Here is an 18,032-nt window from a genome sequence, read left to right on the forward strand (position 1 = left end):
GTCGACCACGGGCGGGGCCGGGCTTCCAAGCGAGCAGGCCCGGCTCCGTCCGTGGTCACCGGGGCGCGGCCAGCAGACTCAGCGCGCCCGCCTCGATCGCGTCCTCGTCCAGTAGCACCGACGATGCCGCCGGGCCCAGCGGCACGAAACTGTCGGCACTGGTGACCCGGGCGAGCCCGCCGTCGAATCCGGCGTCCAGCAGCGCCGCGCACACCGCCTCGGAAACGCCTCCGCTGCGGCGGGTTTCGTCGGCGATCAGCACCCGTCCGGTGGCGCGGGCATGGTCGAGGAGATCCGCCACCGGCAGCGGGGCCAGCCAGCGCAGGTCCAGCACCCGGGCGTGGATGTCGCGCTCGGCCAGCCGCCGCGCCACCCGCAGGCTCATCGGCACCCCGTTGCCGAAACTCACGATGGTCAGGTGCGTGCCCGCGCCGTACACCCGGGCCCGGCCGATCTCGGCATGGCGCACACCGGAAATCGGCGCCAGCCAGCCGCCGTCGCCGTCGCGATACAGGTCGCGGGTGTGATAGAGCGCGATCGGCTCCACGAACACGCACACCCGGCCGTCCACCCGGGCCGCCGCCACACACGTGCGCAGCATGGCCGCGGCGTCGTCGGCGCGCGACGGCACCGCCAGCACCAGACCGGGGATATCCCGCAGCGCGGCAAGGGAATTGTCGTTGTGGAAGTGGCCGCCGAAGCCCTTCTGATACGCCAGGCCCGCGATGCGCACCACCACCGGATTGCGATAGCGGCCGCCGGAGAAGAACGACAGGGTCGCCGCCTCGCCGCGCAATTGGTCCTCGGCATTGTGGACGTAGGCCAGGTACTGGATCTCCGGGATGGGTACGAACCCGGCCAGGCCGGCGCCGAGCGCGGTGCCCAGCACACTCTGCTCGTCGAGCAGAGTGTCGAAAACCCTTCGGGCGCCGAAACTTTGCTGCAAGCCCTTGGTGACGCCGTACACCCCGCCCTTGCGGCCCACGTCCTCGCCGAACACCAGCACGTCCGGGTCGCGGGCGAGCAGGTGCGCCAGAGTCTGATTCACCGCCTGGGCCAGGGTGAGCGGGTCGCCGTCCACCGACTCCGGACCCTCGGTGCCGCGCAGGGCGTCGATGCGGACCGCCGAGGGCCGCGCGGGAGCCAAGGGGGCCTGTATTTCGGCGGCGGAGCCCAATTTCGGTTCGTGCCAGGCACTGTCGGCGGCTTTGGCGACCTGTTCGGCGATCTCGTCATAGCGGGCCAGGATCGCGTCCGGGGTCGCCACCCCGGCGGTGACCAGCAGCCGGGCGGTCGCGGCCACCGGGTCGCGGCGCAGATCGGCGGCCATGTCGGCCGGACGCCGGTAGGCCGATTCGACATCGGAGCCCGCGTGGCCGAGCAGCCGTACCGTGCGCAGGCGCAGGAAGGCCGGTGTGCGGTGGGCGCGAACATGATCGGCGGCCGCGGTCGCCGCCGCCAGCGCCGCGGGCAGGTCCGCGCCGTCGGCGTCGAAATACGCCAGGCCGGGGCGCGAGCCGTAGGCCTGTTCGATCCAGGTGCGCGGGGTCGGCACGCTGATGCCCAGGCCGTTGTCCTCGCACACGAACAGGATCGGCATGGGCACGCCCTGGTGGGCGGTGTGGATCGCGGTATTGATCGCCCCGGCGGCGGTCGAGTGATTGGCCGAGGCGTCGCCGAAACTGCACACCACCACCGCGTCCGTGGGCCATTCGGTGCGCAGCCCCAGCTGCGCGGCCCGCCCCAGCGCGAAGGCCAGGCCGACCGCGCGCGGCAGATGCGAGGCGATGGTGGAGGTCTGCGGGATGATGTGGGCGGGCTTGCTGCCGAAAACCTTGTGCCGCCCACCGGAAATCGGGTCGGCGGCCGCCGCGGTCACGCCCAGCAGGACGTCGCGGATCGGGTCCAGGCCCGGGACCTGCCGGGTGCGGTGCACGAAGAACGCGCCCGAGCGATAGTGCAGCAGCGCCGGATCGGTGACCCGTAGCGCTGCCGCGACCGCGGCGTTGCCCTCGTGCCCGGCCGATCCGATGCTGTAGTAGCCGTGTCCGTCGCGGCCCAGCCGCCGTGCGGCCAGATCCAGGTGCCGGGAGGTGGCCTGGGCGTCGAACAGTGCCAGGGCGAGCTCACCGGTGAGTCCGGCGGCGCCGATCAATTCCCCCTGCGCGCGAGCCGGTCCCGGTGTCGCCGCGGCGACCTCCGCGCGAAACCACTGATCCAGATCCGCTTCGCGGTCGTTGATGACGCCCTCCCATATGCCCCATAGGTCGCGTACGCCGGGAACTCAGCGTAGAGGTGACGCGGCGCTACCTGCGGCAACATCCGATCCCTCGGCCAGTCCGTCCAGCCTGCCGCGAATCGGCGCGGCCGGGGACCATTTCGCGAAGATGTCGCCGGACGGCGGGGAGGGGACCGCCCGGCGACATCACCCCGCTACTTGCTCGAGCCGGTACCGCCGAGCAGGGAGCCGAGGCTGCCGGTCCCGCTGCCGGTGTCGACCCCGCCCGCGGCGGCGGCCACCACGACCGAGGCCCGGTCCGAGGACGCGTTCACGGTGCCCTGGCCGGAGTATTCGGCGGTCAGCGTGCGCTGGCCCGCGGTGGCCGGAGTCCACTGGATGGTGGCGGTGCCGTCACCGGAGACCTGCGCGGTGCCGACCACGGTGTTGCCGTCCTTGAAAGTGACGCTGCCACCGGCGTTTCCGGGCTTCACCGTCGCGGTGACCGCCACCGCCTTACCGACCTGCGCGCCCGAGACCGGGGACAGGGTGGTGGTGGAATCGGTGTTCTGGGCCGGGGCCTCGGCCACGGTGACCTGCGTGGACGTGGTGGAGCCGGTGACGCCGTCGCGGCCGGAGAAGGTCGCGGTCAGCGAGTGCGCACCCGCCGTGGCCGGGGTCCACTGGTAGGCGGCGGTGCCGTCGTTGCCCACCGGGACGACCGCGAGGGAGGCGTCGCCGTCGCGGATCTCGACGGTGCCGCCCGCCGCGGCCGGGCTCACGGTGGCCGTCAGCGTGGTCGCCTTGCCGACCTGCGCGCCGGAGGCGGCGGCCAGGCTCACCGTCGAGGTCTGGTTCTGCTCCGACACCTGCGCGGTGACCGTCCCCGAGGTCGACCCATTGGCGGCCGCGGTGCCCGCGTACTTCGCGGACAGGCCGTGGTCGCCCTTCACCGCGGGGGTCCACTGGAAGGTCGCGGTCCCGGCGGCGTCCAGCGCCCCGGAGCCGATCTTCGTCGCGCCGTCGAAGAAGTCGACCGGATCGCCCGCCGCGCCGCCGGTGACGGTCGCGGTCAACGTGGTCGCCACACCGACGCGCGCGTTCTGCACGGCGGCCAGCGTGGTGGTGGTCGCGTTCTTGCCGACTGTGATCGAGGGGCCCTTGGTGCCGTAATTGCCCGAACCGAGCGACCCGCCGTAATCCATGCCGCTGGTCAGCGCCGCACCGCGCGCACAGTTCTGTCCGACCTTGTACTGCACGGTGAAGATAGGGGAGCGGTGGAAGCCGGGGCGGTTCTGCACCGACCACTCGGTGACCCCGAACGACACGCGCACGTAGCCGTAGCCATTGCCCTCATCGGCATTGACCTCGGGATTCGCGTACGGGTAGTCGCCGTCATTGCCAGTCATCTTGGCCGAGCCCGCGACATAGGTCAGGCACGCCGCGTGCCGGTCCTTGATGTTGTAGATGAACTCGTCGGTCCAGCTGGTCCGCTCGAACTTGGTGCTGACCGTGACCGTGTCGCCCTCGGCGGGCGTGGTGTTGCTGACGGTCCGGGTGAACTGCGAGGAGCCGTCGCTCCAGGTGATCGTTCCCGGGTCCGCCTGGGCCGCGCCCGCGCCGAACAGCGCCAGCGCGCCCGCCGCCGTGGTGGTCGCCGCGCAGGCGGCCATACCGCGCGCAATAACTCTGTGTGCCATGGATTTCCTAGATGTTCGATGGTCTACGCCCGCGGAGCTGGTCCTCGGTGTGGAAATGAACATTAGGGTCGTCGGGCAGCAGAGCTGAAACATTGAAATGCCGTTAGTTCACAACATTCCGTTGTCAGTCGACCATGCATAAAAGACCATGTAGTGCAGGGTTTTCGAGCAATGGCACAAAGCGTCAGCCCGGCCACGAACCCTTACTCATCAGCTCCGCGATCAAGGCGGCGATATTCCAGGCATCGTCCCCGCCGCGATGATGTGTTCCCTCCAACGGCAGCCCGGACAGCCGCAGCGCGCCGGCCATGCCGTAGCGGCGCTTGGTCTCGCGCGCCGCGGAGAACGCCAGCTTGGCATTGGTGTGCTCGCGGCCGAACGGATAGCGCACACCCGTGCCCTGGCATTGCGCGGTGAACTGTTTGCGGTCGTAATCGCTCCAACTGGCCCACGGTCGCGAATCGGCGTGAAATTCGGTGCGCAGCCGTTCACACGCCTCGGCGAAAGTAATGCCCGCGCTCACCTGTTCGGGAGTGAGTGTCGTCAGGCTCGTACAGAATTCACTCACCGCCGAATGCTCGGGCCGCACCAGAATGCTGTGCTTGCTCACCCGTTCCCTGGTCACGGTATCGAGCACGCACAACCCGATTTCGATGATCTCGCTGGGCTGCCCCGGCGGGTTGGGTCCCTCCCAGCAGGTGGCCTCCACATCCACCACATTCAGGAATCTCGCAGTCGTCATGGAATCGGACGCTAGCGCGCCGATACCGTCCGGCGACAATGATTTTCGCCGGACCCGGTCTCACTCGGCGCGCAGTTCGATGCCGGCGCCATTGCCCGCGTTACGCAGGGTCAGCACGTCGGAATCGATGGTGGCCTTGGTTTTCCCGTCCAGCGCCTCGAGGACCTGCTGCTCGACCTCCATGACCTCGGGGGCGCACATCATGCGGGTGGTGGCGAGGGAGAAGGTGACATCCTCGCCGTCGATGGCCGCGGTGCCGGTCATCTGATTGCAGCCCGCGCTGCCGGAGACCTTGCCGTCGGGGGTGATCGTCAGGGTGGGGCGAACCTCGTCGAGAGTGGCCGAACGGACCTTGGCCTGCGTACGCAGCAGGCTGGTCACGACCCAGGTGGTGCCGACCAGCGGCTTGTCGGGGTGGGCGACCTTGCGGTCGAGCATGGTGACCGTGGAGCCGCTGCCCTTCACCGTGAGGGTGTCGCCGGACAGGGTCCAGGTGGGCTGGGAACGCAGCAGGGCGCTCTGCCATTCGTCGGCGCCCGCCAGATCGCCCGGGCACGCCATCAAGGTCGACGACAGCTCGCCGACCTGCATCGTATTGCCCTGCAGGTCGACCGAACCGTTGGCGGTATTGCAGCCCGCAGACGCCGAGACCCGGCCCTCGGTGAAGGTCAGCGTCAACGGCCCCCCGCCCGGGATCGGGGTCCCCGACACCGCCGTCGAGACGAACGTGCGACCGGCCAGCGAGGCGGGCGGCGCCTCGTCCCCACCGCCGCCCGACGAACATCCGGCGGCGGCCAGGGCGGTCAGTGCGAGCAGGATCGAAACCCGGGTTGCTGGCATGAGCCCGATCGTACGGCCGCTACACCGGCATCCCGAGCGCCGACGCGAGGGTCTGCCCGATCGTGTTCACGAACGCGCCGACCGCACCGGGGTCGAGAATGCCGGAATGCACATCGCGGTTGTGGCAGCCCTGCGGCGCGGGAACACCATGGAGGCGGTCATCGATCCACAGCGCCGCGCTCGCGGTGTTCGACACCGCCGCGATGCCGTGCTCGCTGAACAGATCACGCGTGTACTGCACGCGGGCGCCCAGGTCGTGGCAGTAAATGTCATATGCCGCCTGCGGCGAATGTGTCAACGGTCACCGTGGTCCGGATATTTGCCGCTCATGTTCACGGGGCAGGATGGGGTGTCGTGAGCGAAGTTTCCCGCCCGCGGCGCACCCAGCAGGAGCGCCGGGCAGCCACCGTGGCCAAGCTGGTGGACGCCACCATCGCGGCCATCGGCGAGGTCGGCTACCAGCGCACCACCGTGCAGGAGATCTGCGGCCGCGCCGGACTATCGGCCGGGGCCATGTTCCGTCAGTTCGACACCCGCCTGGACCTGATCGTGCGCACCGCCGAGGAGATCTTCGCTCGCCAGCTCATCGGCTACCGGGGCGCCATGGAACAGCTTGGCGCCCAGGACAATCCACTCGACGTCGCATTGCGGTTCCTGCGCCAGGCCCAGCAGTCCAACCTCACCCGCGCGCTGCGCGAGATTTTCCTGGCCGCCCGCTCGGACACCGAGCTGCGCGACCGCGTCGCACCCATCGCCGAGAACTACTACCGCGAGATCGTGGCCGCCCTCGGCGCCAGCGGCGTCCTCGCCGACTTCCCCGCCGACCTGCGCGAATCCATCTTCTTCATGATGCTGCACCTGTTCTCCGGCGAAGCCGTGGTGCGCGGGGTCTATCAGCGCCCCGATCTCGATGTCGCCATCCTGCGTCTGGTCGAGGACATGCTGGCGGTTTACTCCCGGCACACCACACCGCCGAGTTGACCTTGCCGCTACGTCAACTCCTACCGTCGAGTCCATGAGCGAACACCCCGACATCGACCGCACCATCTATCCCATGCCCATGTTCGCCACCTTCCAGGTGCGCGACATCGCCGCCACGACGGCGTTCTACGAGGCCGCCGGATTCATCGCGCTGGCAACCATTCCCGGCGACAACGGGCCGGTCGTGGTGCACCTGCGCCGCATGAAATACCAGGACTTGCTGCTCGTCCCCGGCGACCCCGTCCCCGGCAGCCCCACCGTCAGCTTCTCCGCGGGCGACGAGGATCTCGCGACCCTCGCTTCAACCTTGCGTGAGCACGCCTTCCCCGGCGTGACGATCACCGGCCCCACCGACACCGTGTGGTACACCAGCGATGTCACCATCACCGACCCCGACGGCAACCGCGTCATCCTCACCGCACCCCGCCTGGCCGAACTCGACCACGCCAAGGAATGGGCGGCCACCTTCGAGGGCGACTGGGTCGGCAAACACTGACGGGAGACCTTCATGGAGTGGACGATCCAGCAACTGGCCGACAGCGCCGGCATCACCAGCCGCACCCTGCGCCACTACGACGAGATCGGCCTCCTCCCACCTGCCCGAGTCGGCCACAACGGCTACCGCCACTACGACACCGACTCGGTCTCCCGCCTCCAGCGCATCCTCCTGCTGCGCGAACTCGGCCTGAGCCTGCCGGCCATCGCCGAAATCCTCGACCGCGTATCCGACGAGGACCCCGCCGACACCGAGGACGCCGCCCTGCAGGCCCACCTCCGCGTCCTGGAAGCCGAACGCGCCCGCATCGACGACCGAATCCTCGCCCTGCGCCACACCCTCGACACCCGAGCCGGCGCCGAAGGCTCCCTGCGCATGATGCTCGAAGGCTTCAACGACCCCTACCGCGACGAAGTCATCGCCCGCTGGGGTGAGGAGGCTTTCGAAGCCAGCAATCAGTGGTGGCATGCCAAATCCCTCCGGCAACAACGCGAATGGAAGCGCGACCTCGACGACATGATCGCCACCTGGATCACCACCTGGAAATCCGGCCACGCGCCCGACTCCACCCCCGCCCAATCCCAAGCCGCCCGCCACATCGCCTGGTTCCGCGCCACCCCCGGCACCCCTCTGGCCGACGGTGACCGCGAGCGCTCCATCGCCATGGTCACCGCCATGGCCGACATGTACGCCGACGACGAACGCTACGCCGCGGCCTATGGCGATCCGAATTGTGCAGCGTTCGTGCGGGATTCGCTCAAGGAGTACATCAGACGCTCCCTGTGACGCCCGGCGGCCGCGAGACCGCCGGATAGCCGAAACCTATCTCTCGCAAGCGATCCCGTCACCATCACGATCGAGCCCCGAGCGATAGCCGGGATCACCCCGCCGAAGCGGCGCGGCCCCCGCCCGCTTGGCCTCGGCGCAACTGCCGTAATACACCGACGGGGCATTGGTCGTCTCGGGTGCCGGCGCGGGTGCGGGTGGCTGCGGGGCGGCCGGTGGCTGCACGCCGGTCGGCGGTGCCGCCGGGGCAACGAACGGCACCGGCGCCGGAGCGGGCGCGACCTCCGTCGACGTGCTCAACGGCGCCATCTCCGACGTCGTCACCGTGGTCGTCGTCGTACTGGCAGGCGGAGCAAGGGTAGTGGTCGCTGTCACCGAGGTCAGCGCGGAACTGGTGACACCCGCAGGTGACGACGACGCCGGTCCGCAACCGGACATCACCACCGCCCCAACCGCGGCAGCGGCGACTACGGGAACGCTACGACATAGCAATCGCAAGATATGGCCCTTCATGCCGACCGACCCTGCGCCAATTCCCCGCGCCTGTACACCTTTCAGCAACGCCTTGGCACTATCTGTCCCTACAACCCCGACCTTCCCGGCAAACCGGTCCAATTCAGTTGCCGCCGTGCGTTGCTCCGGCGAACGTGGTTACATCACGAGCCGACCCGTGCGGCGAGCCGATCGATTACTTGTCGAGAAACCATCCAGCGGAGATCGTTCATGAGGCGTACACGGCCCACCGCGCAGCAGGCACGCGAGCGCTTCGATTACATGCTCACCGCAGCGTTGCGAGGCGAGCGGCCGCAACGCGAGTCCGGGCTGGATACCGACATCGAAGACCTCCTGAGTGTAGTCGCCAAGGCCTTCCCCGCCGAGGCTCCGACGGCAGTGATCGATCAAGCGAGAGCCCTCGTGAATCAACAGGTGTCCTGGATCGAAAACCCGCCCACCGAAGCAGAGGGCATCGCGGAACTCGCGAAGCGGTTCCCGGATATCGATGTCTCCGAAGGCCTGTGAAATTCGGTTGCAGCCCTTCAGCCTTCCTGCGAATGTGGTTGGACCGCGAGCTCAACGGAGCGGCGGTGAAATGGAAGGTTCCGGCCTGTGGAGGCCAGCCGGTCTTGAAAACCGGAGGCGGGCATTGTGTCCCGGGGGTTCGACTCCTCAACTTTCCGCGATGGAAGATAAACCGGTCAGGCCGGCCGGAACCCGTTGCTAGCGGTGTTGAGCCTCAGGGCTTGGGATTCGAGTTCTCTGTCTTCCGCAGGGTCCGCCATTGGGCGGATCGTTGGAGCGGTGTGGCGCAGTTAGGAAGCGCAGTGGGCTCATAACCCACAGGTCGTCGGTTCGAATCCGACCACCGCCACCAACCGGTTGAGCACATGGCGTGCACGGAGGCTGTAAACCTCCCGCCTTCGGGCACAGGTGGTTCGATTCCATCCGGCCGGACGCATGGCGTAGTTGCTCTGTCGGTATGGGCAGCCTGACTTTCACTCAGGAACCACGTCGGTTCGACTCCGACCTACGTCACTCGAGGCTGCGGACGGTGAGGCAATTGTGTGGCCGCATAACAGTGCGCCGTGCTCGAGGCCGGGCACGGCGCACTGTTATCGAGGGGCGGTTACAGGCCGCCGGTGCTGAGCAGCCGGTTTATCGTGGGTGTGGCGTTGGGGTTGGGGTTGGATTTGGGTTGCACCACGTTTTTGGTGGATTTGTCCTTGATCCAGTTGGCGATCGTCTGCCAGTACGTGTCGCCGTAGGTGGACTTGTAGAGGGCTCCGACTCCGGCGACCATCGGGGCGGCGAATGAGGAACCGCTGGACTTCACGAAGCCGCCGCCGATCGCCGGGAAGGGGACCTCACGGCCGGGTGCGTACAGCTGGACGCAGGGGCCCCAGTCCGAGCTCTGGGCGGCGCGGTCCTCGATGTCGGTGTGGGCGACCGCCACCACTCCGGCGGCGTCGGCGGGGGAGCCGAGGCAGGCATCGGCGTCGCGATTGCTCGTCGAATTCGCGATGAACAGGCCGGAGTCGGCGAGGGCGTTGAAGACCCCGCGAAGGTACGCCGCCTGGACATTGTCGAGGAATGAGCCGGTCCCGTTGACATTCAAGGAAATGTTCACCACGGCGGGCTTCTGGTGATGCGCCTGCACCCAGTCCGAGGCGTTCAGAATGGATGAAAGGTCGGCCGTCCCATCGCATCTCGTGATACGGACGGACACCAACTTCACCTTCTTGGCCACACCGAACTTGGCTCCGCCCAGTACGCCCGCCACGCCGGTGCCGTGCTGGTAACCCCCGCAATCGAGGGTCGGCGCGGTGCTGATCACCGACATGCCCTCGGAGGCTCGCCCCTCGAAGTCCGGATGACTGACATCGATGCCACCGTCGATGACGTAGGCCGTGACACCTGCTCCGGTGGCGGTGGTGGTGTAGCTCCCGTCCAGCGGCAGCGCCGACTGATTGATTCGATCAGCTGCCCACCCCGGGCCCGGTTCGGTGGTCGGGGTGTAGCCGTCGATGCTCGAGGTCGCCGCGATGACCCGGTCCTCGAGGATCATCTCGACCGCCGAATTACCCTGCAGGGCTTCGACTTGAGGCTTCGTCAGCTTCGCGGCGAAGGACCTCAGGCCGGCCGACTTCACACGCGTTTCCTTGATCTTCGCCTGTGACAGCACATCGTCGATATTCGCTCCCGCTTTCACGGAGACGACGTAGACGTCCGGGATGCCACGCCCGGGTTGTGCCCGATCCACCGAGATCGTCGGTGTGGGCGCGGCAGGTTCGGCGCCGGCGGGAATCCCCCCCGCGGCGGGTATGGCGAGCACCGCGACCAGCAGTGCCAACCAGGTCTTCTTCACTTGTTTTAACTCCCCATTTGTAGAACGCCTTGTTCCCCTGGCCGATCAGTTCGACCAGCCGGGAACGCTACTGAGCGCCAAAAGTGAACGACACACGTTTCACTCGAATATGACCGGCGTCACTCTCGCCGCCTCGGGCGGATCCTCTTATGGCAGTACATATTCGGTGACCACGGAGGACAGTGAAGGCGGCGATGCCTGGCCTGCGTGGCCCGCAGCGCGTAATGAGAGACAATCGATCATGCGCACTTCCACGGTCGTAGTGCTCGCCGTCGCCGCCGCGGTGCTGGTCGCCACGGGCGCGTCCTCGCTGTATTGGGTGTTGTGGGCCGCGCTGGTCGTGGTCGCGACCGCACTCTGGATGGTCCGGCGATGATGACCATCGAGCAGTTCATCGCCCGGCGACTCGAGCGGCAACAGGAAGCCGCCGAGTTCGCGGTGAGCCTGGAGCGCGATTTCCGGGACAGTGGCCGGGAGATCAAATACGAGTGGGTGCGTCTCGTACGGCCCAAGCACAGCCGCTCCGCCCCGTCGACGGTGTTCGTGCCGGGCACGTTGACACCGAAGCAAATGCTGCGCCACCTGGCCGTGCTGCGGCTGATCGTCAGCGAGCACACACCCGACGCGCAGCACCGGTGCTCGGTGTGCCGTGACCCCGGCGACCGCGGCCCGGTGGCCTGGCCCTGCCCGACCGTGCGTTCTATTGCCGCCCTCTGGTCCGACCACCGCGACTACAGTCCCGAGTGGGCGATCGATCGGCCATGATCGGTCGAGTCGGGCGCGACCAGGGCTGATTGCTGCGCGCCCGCCCGCACCTCATCGCGTGCTTCTACGGTATGCGGCGACCTGGTCCGGTGTATCGGATCAGCGTCTCCGCCGCGGCGCGGATGTCTGGGCGCCGAGCTGTCCGAACATCGCGATCACGCCGCCGACGGCGAAGACGGCGAATCCGGTTGCTCCATCCGCTGGGTGGCCGCTGGACTGCATCGAGAACATCATGGTCAACCAGCCGATGACGGCGATGACCACGAAATATTTTGTAAGGCAACCTAATTCACAGACGTCAGCATGGTGACGCGGGATAGCCGAACCGAACGTTCTTTACGATGGTCGCGCCCGTCCTTGGCTCGACGCGCACCACCGATGCTCGGTAGTCATCCCGGTGAGTACACGTTTCGAGAAGACGCCTGAATGACTCGGCGATAAGGCTGTTGTGCGGCTGCGGTGCACCAATGATTCCCCACCGCGTTTCACCTCGGGCAACGACATGGCGACGATCGGCTGGTCGGAAGCCCGTCAGGGGTAGCGTTCGAACCAGGTTGGCGGCGACAGGAGGGCTTGCTCGATGGAGACGTCCGTGAAGGCGGCACCCGGGAATCTGCCGCTGGAGTTGACGAGTTTCGTCGGTCGGCGCCGGGAGGTGGCCGAGGCGCGGCGGTTGCTGGCGACCTCGCTGTTGGTGACGTTGACTGGCACCGGTGGCGTGGGAAAGACCCGGTTGGCGATGCGGGTCGCGGAGGACTCCCGGCGGTCGTTCGCCGACGGGGTGTGGTTCGTTCCACTTGGTGAACTGCACGATCCCGCTCTGGTGGCGGAGACCGTGACCGCCGCGCTCGGACTGCCGGATCAACCGGGCCGATCGTTGTCCCAACTGCTGATCGATCACTTCTCGACCAGGCAGGCGCTGTTGGTCCTGGACAACTGCGAGCACCTGCTGGGTGCTGTCGCGGAGTTGGCGAAGACGCTGCTTCGGGCGTGTTCCGGGGTGCGGATCCTGGCGACGAGCCGGGAGCTGATCGGGATGGAAGGGGAGCGGATGCTGCAGGTTCCACCGTTGTCGGTTCCGGACGACCAGCAGTCTCCGCTGCTCGAGGCGATGCCCCAGTACGAGGCGGTGTCACTGTTCGCCTCCCGGGCGGCCGCGTCAGTGCCCGACTTCGCCCTCAGTGAGGCCAATTGTGCTGAGGTGGCGGGGATCTGCAGGAGGCTGGAAGGGCTTCCGTTGGCGATCGAGTTGGCGGCGGTGCGGATCCGGGTGTTGTCCGCCGGCCAGATCCTGCAACGGTTGACCGACCGGTACCAGTTGCTCACCGTCAGTTCCAGGCTCGCGCCCAACCGGCAGCAGACGTTGCGGTCGTGCGTGGACTGGAGCTACGAACTGTGCACCGAGCGGGAACAGGAGCTGTGGGCCTGGCTGTCGGTGTTCGTGGGCGGATTCGAGCTCGACGCGGCCGAGGGCGTCTGTCCCGAGGAGGTGGTCGGAGACGACCTCCTGGACACGGTGGCATCGCTTGTGGACAAGTCGATCCTGAGCCGTGAGCAGGTCGGCAACGTCGTTCGCCTGGTCATGGCCGAGACGATCCGCGACTACGGCAGGGAGAAACTGCGCGAATCCGGCGACCTTTCCCGGGCGCGGCGGCGGCACCTCTCGTGGTACGAGCAGTTGGTGAAGCGGGCCGAGATCGACTGGATCGGCCCCGACCAGGCGAGCTGGATCGAGCGATTCGATCGGGAGCAGCCGAACCTGCGGGGGGCTCTGACCTTCAGTATGACCGAATCGGTCGTCGCCACCGACCCGGATGTCACCGCGCGCATGGTGAACGCCTTGTGGCTGTTCTGGCAGTGCCGGGGTCTGTTGGCGGAAGCCCGGCACTGGATGGGCCGCTGCCTCAACGGCTCCGACACCGCGGGGGCCGAGGAACGCGTCAAGACGTTGTACGGTGACTCTTTGTTCGCGGGGATGCAGGGTCAACTCGATGAGGCCGCGGCTCTGGCGGTGGAATGCTGTTCGCTCGCAGAGCAATTGGGGCGCGCGGAGTCGATCGAGGTCGCGAACTACGCTCGAGGATATCTGGCGATGTTCACCGGAGACCTCGCGGCGGCGGCCGAGCGGTTCCAGTCGGCCCTCGCCGGCGCACCCGCCGCCGGCTCCCACCTGACCGGGACTGGACTCCAGATCGCACGATCGATAGGCGGGATTCTCGGCCTGGCGATCGCAAGCGGACTGTCAGGGGACGATGAGACCGCGGTCGCCTGTCATGAGCAGGTGCTTGCGATCACCGCACCGCGCGGTGAGTCCATCTACCGTGCGTACTCGTCATGGGCTCTCGCGCTGGCAGCACTGCAGGCGGGGGACACCGATCGGGCAACAGCCCTCGTGAAATCGGCGTTGCGGCTCCTCCGGCGGATCAAGGACCCGGTCGTGACGGGCTGGTGCCTCGAGTCGTTGGCCTGGGCCGCGATACGTGAGGACCAGTCGACCCGGGCCGCCATCCTGATGGGCGCCGCGGTGACGCTCGCGCAGACGGTCGGAAGGATCTCGGTGACCCTCCCGAACCTGCTCGACAACCACGACGAGTGCGAGCAGCTCACCCGCGAGGCACTCGGGAACCGCGCCTACCAAGACGCGTTTCGCGCCGGAACCGCCATGAGTTTCAACGAATCCATCGCGTACGCGCTCGGCGACAGCCCTGCCGACGAGCCCCCGGCGACCCCGGATGCACCGGTGTTGACCCGCCGCGAGACCGAGGTCGCCGACCTTGTCGCGAAGGGAATGACCAACAGGGAGATCGCCTCCAACTTGGTGATCTCGGTTCGCACAGCCCAGGGTCACGTCGAGCACATCCTGGCCAAGCTCGGGTTCACATCGAGAAGCCAGATCGCGGTTTGGGTCACCAAGAAGCGGAAGTGATCGACTGCGACATCGGTCCGACAGGTGAGCGAGCCTACGCCCATAAGCCAACCGGCCCACCGAATACCAGCGCAGCACGCAACTGTCGCGCAACATGTGCGCCGTGGCGGAGAACCCGGTCAACCCCAGCGCCTCGGAGTGAGGGCGTCGTGTCGGGCCAACGCTCGAACGTAGTTGCGAATACTGGCGCGTGCGAGGCATGTCATCGGCATTGCGGAATATTTGCTGAATGAGCTGTTGAGAAGTGCCTGCAACTGCCCTACCTGGTGCGGAATGATCTTGGTCTGCGCCTTGGCGTCCGCGACATCGCGGGGCGTGCAGTGTCAGATCTCGTGCCACAATTTTGCGGGACATCGCGGGACAGTCTGTGACGGGCTGGGGCACGCCCGATGAACGTGCCCCTCACCAGGGGGTTGGTAAAAAGCACCCCTGACGACCACCTATACTCCCTGGAATGCGGATGTTCCTGGATATCCTCCTAGTTATCACCAGCGTGCTGCTGGTGCTGCTGGTGCTGTTGCACCGCGCCAAGGGCGGAGGTCTGTCCAGCCTCTTCGGTGGTGGAGTGCAGTCGAGTCTGTCGGGCTCCACTGTCGTCGAGAAGAACCTCGACCGGATCACCATCTTCCTCGGCGTGATCTGGCTGATCTCCATTCTGGGGATCGGCCTCGAAATCAAATTCTCCTAGCAGCGTGCCTGGAAACCATGTGTGGTTTTCAGACACCACCCTTCTCGGGCGTCGTTGGTCCGCGCCATAACCGTGGCGTGGACCTCGGTTCCCGCTTCATCCGGGGCGGTTTCACCGGCATCCGTAAGGTGTCGGCCAGCGCCATCCCGTCGGCGGGCATTGGTGACCCGGCCTCCCGCTTGGGGGTCCGGGGATCGATGGGGTACGCGGGGTAGATTCTCGGCCAGGCCGCCAGATTGGCCGCAGCATTGTGATCGCGGTCGGCTCGAAACCCACACCGGCACGCGAACACTCGATCTGACAACGTGAGCTCTTGGTTCACAAATGTGCAGGCCGAGCACCGCTTGCCCGATGGGTACCAGCGGTCGGCGATTACAACGGTCCCGCCACGCCATTCCTGCTTGTAGCGCAACAGCTGCCCGAACGTGGCCCATCCGGTATCCGCGATCGCACGAGCCAGACGGCGGTTGGCCATCATGCCGGCCACGTTCAAGTCCTCGATTACAAGCCGGTCGTGGGTGTTGACCAGCTTGTTTGTGACTTGGTGTAGGAAATGCCGACGGATGTTGGCGACGCGATGATGGTGCCGCGCCAGGCGGGCAGCGGCGTCTTGATAGTTTCGCGACCCTCTTTGTTTGCGGGACAACAATTTCGCCAGCCGACGCTGCCGGGTCAGTCCGATCCTCAATGGCCTTGGTGCATTGTCGACACGGGCGACCTCGGTGCAGTCGTCGGTGGCGGCGACCAGGAAATTCGACAACCCGCGGTCGATGCCTACCCACCCGGTGTCATCGGAAGCCGCGCGTGGCTGGTGGCGTGAGGTGAGGTTGACGTCGGCGGCCTCGGCGGTAACGCTTACTCGCCAGCGACCCGCCCGGAATGCGATGCTGGCGTAAAGGATTCGTGCGCGGCCGTTTGCCAACATCCGCCGCAAGCGGCGTGTATCTTCACGGACTCGGATTGTTCCGATGCCGGGTAAGGTTTACCGACCGGGGAATCCCATTGCCGCCGAGGCGGATTACGGGCCGACCGGCCTTGGAGACCTTGTTGCGCAGCCGGAACGTTGGGGTGGTCGAATTCTTGCACTTGAACTGCGGGAATCCGGCCTTCCGGCCTTTTCGTTTGTCCGAGCGGGAATCGGCGAAGGCGGCCAAGGCGCGACCGCAGTCCACGGCGGCTTCTTCGAACACCTGCTGTCACACCTGATTACGCCACACCAAGCCGGTCACCTGAATCTCGGCGACCCCGGTCGGGTCGACGGCGATCACCCGGCCTGCGGCCTCGGTCTTCTTCCACGGGTTGAAGGCGTTGATCAGACTGAAACCGGTCCACGGCAGAGGGTGATCGGGGTCGGTTGTGCGGCGGTCGAGGGCGGTTCTCACCAGGTCGAGGGACTTGTTGTACGCGAACCGTGCCGCCCCAGCGTGCCGAGCAATCGCATTCTGCTGCTCGCCAGTCGGGTCGAGGCAGTAGCGGAAGGCGTGTAGCGGCTCATCAGTGGCGAGTGTGACACACACCACCGACAAGGCAGTTGGACCGTGCGCGACCGTCCAAGCACGGTGACGTGCCCGGGCGATTCGTCATGTCAGCTCCGATGACCGTGGGCCGGTGAGAGATTCGCCAAGGCGGCGGACAACGCGCGGCGGGCGTCGGCGCGGCTGATGGGGGTGTCGTCGTCGAGGGCGGCCAGCTCGATGGTGAGGAAGTCGCGGATCAGGTCGGACATACTGACGCCGCGGTGGTCGGCCTCGGCGCGGATGCGTTGATCCATCGCGTAGGGGAGCCGGACCGTGCGCAGCACCGTGACGGGGGTGTCGGGGCCGGGGATGTCGGGTTCGGGGGCGTCCTCGTCGAAGGTGAGGCTGTCGAGGAAATCGCGCGCCTCGGCTGCCGTGTTCGGGTACCCCTGGTCCGGATGGTCACTCATGGTCCGCCTCCCATTGTTCGAACTGGGCGAGAAGCCGTCCGGTCACCGGCCGGACGCCGATGACCTGCTGGTCCCACTGCGACAGCGGGCGAACCACCACCGCGAGCGGTAGCCCGGCGCCGGTGCGGCCGATGATCATGAGGGCGGGTAGTCCGCCCGTCCCGCGCACCGGTCGCGGCCAGCGCCGGCCGGGTCCGGTCAGGACCCGCAGGACCTCTTCCGGCGCGACACCGAGCCGGGCCGCGACGTCGAGGGCCCACTCTGGAATCTCATATCCCACGGCCGCATAATACGATCGTAAAACAGCTGGTCGCCACCTGTCGACCAGAGTTTCCAGAGAACCACGGGCGCGTCGATCGCGGGCGTGTTGCCCGAGCGGCGTCCTCGACACGCGGGACGAGGCGCGCCGCACAAGGCATCATGAACGAATGGACCCGGTGAAAACGGTCGCGCCGAGCCTCGCGGGGGTGCTGGACCGCAATCTGTTCTGGATGGTGTGGAACACCGTGCTGGCCTGGATCCCGGTGGCGCTGGCGCTGCTGGTGTTCCGCCGCCCGCCCGAAGATGAACGACGACTACCGATTTCGCCGTTCTGGTGGGCCGGTGTCGCGCTGTTGCTGCTGTTCCTGCCGAACGCGCCGTACGTGGTGACCGATCTGGTGCATCTGCGCGACGACATCCGCGCCGCGGGCAATGGCCCTGTGGTGACGACGATCCTGCCGGTGTACGGCGTGTTCATCGTGTCCGGATTCGTCGCCTACTACCTGGTGCTGGCCGAGATGGGCCGATTCCTGGCGGCGCGCGGACTGGCCGCGTGGCGGACCCCGGTGACCCTCGCCGTCCATTTGCTGTGCGCGGTAGGCGTTTTCCTGGGCCGCTGGGTGCGGCTGAACTCGTGGGAGCCGGTGGTGCAGCCACGCGGCACCTTCGACCGCATGATGCTGGCGTTGAGCTGGAACTGGGCCCCGGTGCTGATCGCCGCGGTGTTCGTGGCAACGGCGTTGGGCCACTTCGTGACCCGCGCCGTGGTGGAGGCGGGCGTGGACAGCGCCCGCCGGGGCGCCCGGCTGATCCGAACCCGCAGGTTCGCCTAGCCGGAC

General features: G+C 67.2%; 21 protein-coding genes, 3 tRNA genes and 1 pseudogene. 12 read left to right on the forward strand and 13 right to left on the reverse strand.

What is annotated here, in order from left to right; all coding sequences use genetic code 11:
* Window positions 1-55 precede the first annotated feature (55 nt).
* The 5 genes from ACFYTS_RS28165 to ACFYTS_RS28185 all read right to left on the reverse strand — a co-directional run bounded on the left by ACFYTS_RS28165 (window position 56) and on the right by ACFYTS_RS28185 (window position 5,798).
* Window positions 56-2,155: a thiamine pyrophosphate-dependent enzyme gene (locus ACFYTS_RS28165; protein WP_387308436.1), complete on the reverse strand. Its 2,100-nt coding sequence runs from the start codon at window positions 2,153-2,155 to the stop codon at window positions 56-58.
* 278 nt (window positions 2,156-2,433) lie between these two features.
* Window positions 2,434-3,918 (reverse strand): Ig-like domain-containing protein, encoded by a 1,485-nt coding sequence (locus ACFYTS_RS28170; protein ID WP_387308438.1) that lies wholly within the window; start codon window positions 3,916-3,918, stop codon window positions 2,434-2,436.
* Window positions 3,919-4,102: 184 nt separating this feature from the next.
* Window positions 4,103-4,660 carry an exonuclease domain-containing protein gene (locus tag ACFYTS_RS28175; RefSeq protein WP_387308440.1) on the reverse strand — a complete coding sequence of 186 codons (558 nt, stop codon included), beginning with the start codon at window positions 4,658-4,660 and terminating at the stop codon, window positions 4,103-4,105.
* Between the two features lie 60 nt (window positions 4,661-4,720).
* Window positions 4,721-5,500 carry an META domain-containing protein gene (locus ACFYTS_RS28180; protein WP_387308442.1) on the reverse strand — a complete coding sequence of 260 codons (780 nt, stop codon included), beginning with the start codon at window positions 5,498-5,500 and terminating at the stop codon, window positions 4,721-4,723.
* Between the two features lie 19 nt (window positions 5,501-5,519).
* On the reverse strand, window positions 5,520-5,798 hold the full coding sequence (locus ACFYTS_RS28185; protein WP_387308444.1) for a lipase family protein: 279 nt from the start codon (window positions 5,796-5,798) through the stop codon (window positions 5,520-5,522).
* A gap of 56 nt (window positions 5,799-5,854) precedes the next feature.
* Between ACFYTS_RS28185 and ACFYTS_RS28190 the strand changes: the two genes are divergently transcribed.
* The 3 genes from ACFYTS_RS28190 to ACFYTS_RS28200 are packed head-to-tail and all read left to right on the forward strand — an operon-like array spanning window position 5,855 to window position 7,763.
* Window positions 5,855-6,481 carry a TetR/AcrR family transcriptional regulator gene (locus ACFYTS_RS28190; RefSeq protein WP_357286281.1) on the forward strand — a complete coding sequence of 209 codons (627 nt, stop codon included), beginning with the start codon at window positions 5,855-5,857 and terminating at the stop codon, window positions 6,479-6,481.
* Window positions 6,482-6,515: 34 nt separating this feature from the next.
* Window positions 6,516-6,977, forward strand: a complete 462-nt coding sequence (locus ACFYTS_RS28195; RefSeq protein WP_357286284.1) for a VOC family protein — start codon at window positions 6,516-6,518, stop codon at window positions 6,975-6,977.
* A 12-nt stretch (window positions 6,978-6,989) separates the two neighbouring features.
* A complete protein-coding gene (locus tag ACFYTS_RS28200; RefSeq protein ID WP_387308447.1) occupies window positions 6,990-7,763 on the forward strand; it encodes a MerR family transcriptional regulator in 774 nt (257 codons plus the stop codon).
* A gap of 36 nt (window positions 7,764-7,799) precedes the next feature.
* Here the strand turns inward: ACFYTS_RS28200 and ACFYTS_RS28205 are convergent, their stop codons facing one another.
* On the reverse strand, window positions 7,800-8,276 hold the full coding sequence (locus ACFYTS_RS28205) for an excalibur calcium-binding domain-containing protein (protein ID WP_387308449.1): 477 nt from the start codon (window positions 8,274-8,276) through the stop codon (window positions 7,800-7,802).
* Between the two features lie 210 nt (window positions 8,277-8,486).
* Between ACFYTS_RS28205 and ACFYTS_RS28210 the strand changes: the two genes are divergently transcribed.
* The 4 genes from ACFYTS_RS28210 (at window position 8,487) to ACFYTS_RS28225 (ending at window position 9,296) form a co-directional block, all read left to right on the forward strand.
* Window positions 8,487-8,783, forward strand: a complete 297-nt coding sequence (locus tag ACFYTS_RS28210) for a hypothetical protein (protein WP_387308451.1) — start codon at window positions 8,487-8,489, stop codon at window positions 8,781-8,783.
* A 72-nt stretch (window positions 8,784-8,855) separates the two neighbouring features.
* Window positions 8,856-8,941, forward strand: a tRNA-OTHER gene (locus ACFYTS_RS28215).
* A gap of 117 nt (window positions 8,942-9,058) precedes the next feature.
* Window positions 9,059-9,135, forward strand: a tRNA-Met gene (locus tag ACFYTS_RS28220).
* Window positions 9,136-9,220: 85 nt separating this feature from the next.
* A tRNA-Glu gene (locus ACFYTS_RS28225) sits at window positions 9,221-9,296 on the forward strand.
* A gap of 91 nt (window positions 9,297-9,387) precedes the next feature.
* Here the strand turns inward: ACFYTS_RS28225 and ACFYTS_RS28230 are convergent.
* Window positions 9,388-10,626, reverse strand: coding sequence for a S8 family serine peptidase (locus ACFYTS_RS28230; protein WP_387308453.1), 1,239 nt, complete (start codon window positions 10,624-10,626; stop codon window positions 9,388-9,390).
* A 241-nt stretch (window positions 10,627-10,867) separates the two neighbouring features.
* Between ACFYTS_RS28230 and ACFYTS_RS28235 the strand changes: the two genes are divergently transcribed.
* The gene (locus ACFYTS_RS28235) at window positions 10,868-11,002 is read left to right on the forward strand and encodes an LPXTG cell wall anchor domain-containing protein (RefSeq protein WP_357286296.1); all 135 of its coding nucleotides are present in this window, start codon (window positions 10,868-10,870) and stop codon (window positions 11,000-11,002) included.
* Window positions 10,999-11,391, forward strand: coding sequence for a DUF6221 family protein (locus tag ACFYTS_RS28240; RefSeq protein ID WP_387308455.1), 393 nt, complete (start codon window positions 10,999-11,001; stop codon window positions 11,389-11,391). The genes ACFYTS_RS28235 and ACFYTS_RS28240 overlap by 4 nt, the downstream gene beginning before the upstream one ends.
* Before the next feature lie 99 nt (window positions 11,392-11,490).
* On the opposite strand, the gene ACFYTS_RS28245 is transcribed toward ACFYTS_RS28240, so the two are convergent.
* The gene (locus ACFYTS_RS28245) at window positions 11,491-11,655 is read right to left on the reverse strand and encodes a hypothetical protein (protein WP_387308457.1); all 165 of its coding nucleotides are present in this window, start codon (window positions 11,653-11,655) and stop codon (window positions 11,491-11,493) included.
* 316 nt (window positions 11,656-11,971) lie between these two features.
* Between ACFYTS_RS28245 and ACFYTS_RS28250 the strand changes: the two genes are divergently transcribed.
* The gene (locus tag ACFYTS_RS28250) at window positions 11,972-14,317 is read left to right on the forward strand and encodes an ATP-binding protein (protein WP_387308459.1); all 2,346 of its coding nucleotides are present in this window, start codon (window positions 11,972-11,974) and stop codon (window positions 14,315-14,317) included.
* Between the two features lie 454 nt (window positions 14,318-14,771).
* A complete protein-coding gene (gene secG / locus ACFYTS_RS28255; protein WP_154789531.1) occupies window positions 14,772-15,005 on the forward strand; it encodes a preprotein translocase subunit SecG in 234 nt (77 codons plus the stop codon).
* A gap of 28 nt (window positions 15,006-15,033) precedes the next feature.
* On the opposite strand, the gene ACFYTS_RS28260 is transcribed toward secG, so the two are convergent.
* From ACFYTS_RS28260 to ACFYTS_RS28280, 5 genes and pseudogenes are all read right to left on the reverse strand, one after another.
* Window positions 15,034-15,975, reverse strand: a complete 942-nt coding sequence (locus ACFYTS_RS28260) for an RNA-guided endonuclease InsQ/TnpB family protein (RefSeq protein WP_387308640.1) — start codon at window positions 15,973-15,975, stop codon at window positions 15,034-15,036.
* 226 nt (window positions 15,976-16,201) lie between these two features.
* Window positions 16,202-16,387, reverse strand: a complete 186-nt coding sequence (locus ACFYTS_RS28265; RefSeq protein WP_387308648.1) for a hypothetical protein — start codon at window positions 16,385-16,387, stop codon at window positions 16,202-16,204.
* Window positions 16,388-16,525: pseudogene (locus ACFYTS_RS28270) on the reverse strand (helix-turn-helix domain-containing protein); the annotation flags it as partial.
* Between the two features lie 65 nt (window positions 16,526-16,590).
* Window positions 16,591-16,932 carry a hypothetical protein gene (locus ACFYTS_RS28275; RefSeq protein ID WP_357286312.1) on the reverse strand — a complete coding sequence of 114 codons (342 nt, stop codon included), beginning with the start codon at window positions 16,930-16,932 and terminating at the stop codon, window positions 16,591-16,593.
* The gene (locus ACFYTS_RS28280) at window positions 16,925-17,212 is read right to left on the reverse strand and encodes a hypothetical protein (protein WP_357286315.1); all 288 of its coding nucleotides are present in this window, start codon (window positions 17,210-17,212) and stop codon (window positions 16,925-16,927) included. Before ACFYTS_RS28280 ends, ACFYTS_RS28275 begins: the two co-directional genes overlap by 8 nt.
* Window positions 17,213-17,360: 148 nt before the next feature.
* Here ACFYTS_RS28280 and ACFYTS_RS28285 point away from each other — a divergent pair, with 148 nt between their 5' ends.
* Entirely contained in the window at window positions 17,361-18,026 is a 666-nt protein-coding gene (locus ACFYTS_RS28285) for a DUF1361 domain-containing protein (RefSeq protein ID WP_357286318.1), read from the forward strand.
* The last annotated feature ends 6 nt before the right edge of the window (window positions 18,027-18,032 follow it).

It is taken from the genome of Nocardia sp. NPDC004151, assembly GCF_042874235.1.
Lineage (GTDB): Bacteria > Actinomycetota > Actinomycetes > Mycobacteriales > Mycobacteriaceae > Nocardia.

What these genes read in the sequence shown, in the direction of transcription:
- ACFYTS_RS28170 (WP_387308438.1), bottom strand. Translation starts at nt 3,918, where the DNA reads ATGGCACACAGAGTTATTGCGCGCGGTATGGCCGCCTGCGCGGCGACC.
- ACFYTS_RS28175 (WP_387308440.1), bottom strand. Translation starts at nt 4,660, where the DNA reads ATGACGACTGCGAGATTCCTGAATGTGGTGGATGTGGAGGCCACCTGC.
- ACFYTS_RS28180 (WP_387308442.1), bottom strand. Translation starts at nt 5,500, where the DNA reads ATGCCAGCAACCCGGGTTTCGATCCTGCTCGCACTGACCGCCCTGGCC.
- ACFYTS_RS28195 (WP_357286284.1), top strand. Translation starts at nt 6,516, where the DNA reads ATGAGCGAACACCCCGACATCGACCGCACCATCTATCCCATGCCCATG.
- ACFYTS_RS28200 (WP_387308447.1), top strand. Translation starts at nt 6,990, where the DNA reads ATGGAGTGGACGATCCAGCAACTGGCCGACAGCGCCGGCATCACCAGC.
- ACFYTS_RS28205 (WP_387308449.1), bottom strand. Translation starts at nt 8,276, where the DNA reads ATGAAGGGCCATATCTTGCGATTGCTATGTCGTAGCGTTCCCGTAGTC.
- ACFYTS_RS28210 (WP_387308451.1), top strand. Translation starts at nt 8,487, where the DNA reads ATGAGGCGTACACGGCCCACCGCGCAGCAGGCACGCGAGCGCTTCGAT.
- ACFYTS_RS28235 (WP_357286296.1), top strand. Translation starts at nt 10,868, where the DNA reads ATGCGCACTTCCACGGTCGTAGTGCTCGCCGTCGCCGCCGCGGTGCTG.
- ACFYTS_RS28240 (WP_387308455.1), top strand. Translation starts at nt 10,999, where the DNA reads ATGATGACCATCGAGCAGTTCATCGCCCGGCGACTCGAGCGGCAACAG.
- ACFYTS_RS28250 (WP_387308459.1), top strand. Translation starts at nt 11,972, where the DNA reads ATGGAGACGTCCGTGAAGGCGGCACCCGGGAATCTGCCGCTGGAGTTG.
- secG (WP_154789531.1), top strand. Translation starts at nt 14,772, where the DNA reads ATGCGGATGTTCCTGGATATCCTCCTAGTTATCACCAGCGTGCTGCTG.
- ACFYTS_RS28275 (WP_357286312.1), bottom strand. Translation starts at nt 16,932, where the DNA reads ATGAGTGACCATCCGGACCAGGGGTACCCGAACACGGCAGCCGAGGCG.
- ACFYTS_RS28285 (WP_357286318.1), top strand. Translation starts at nt 17,361, where the DNA reads ATGGACCCGGTGAAAACGGTCGCGCCGAGCCTCGCGGGGGTGCTGGAC.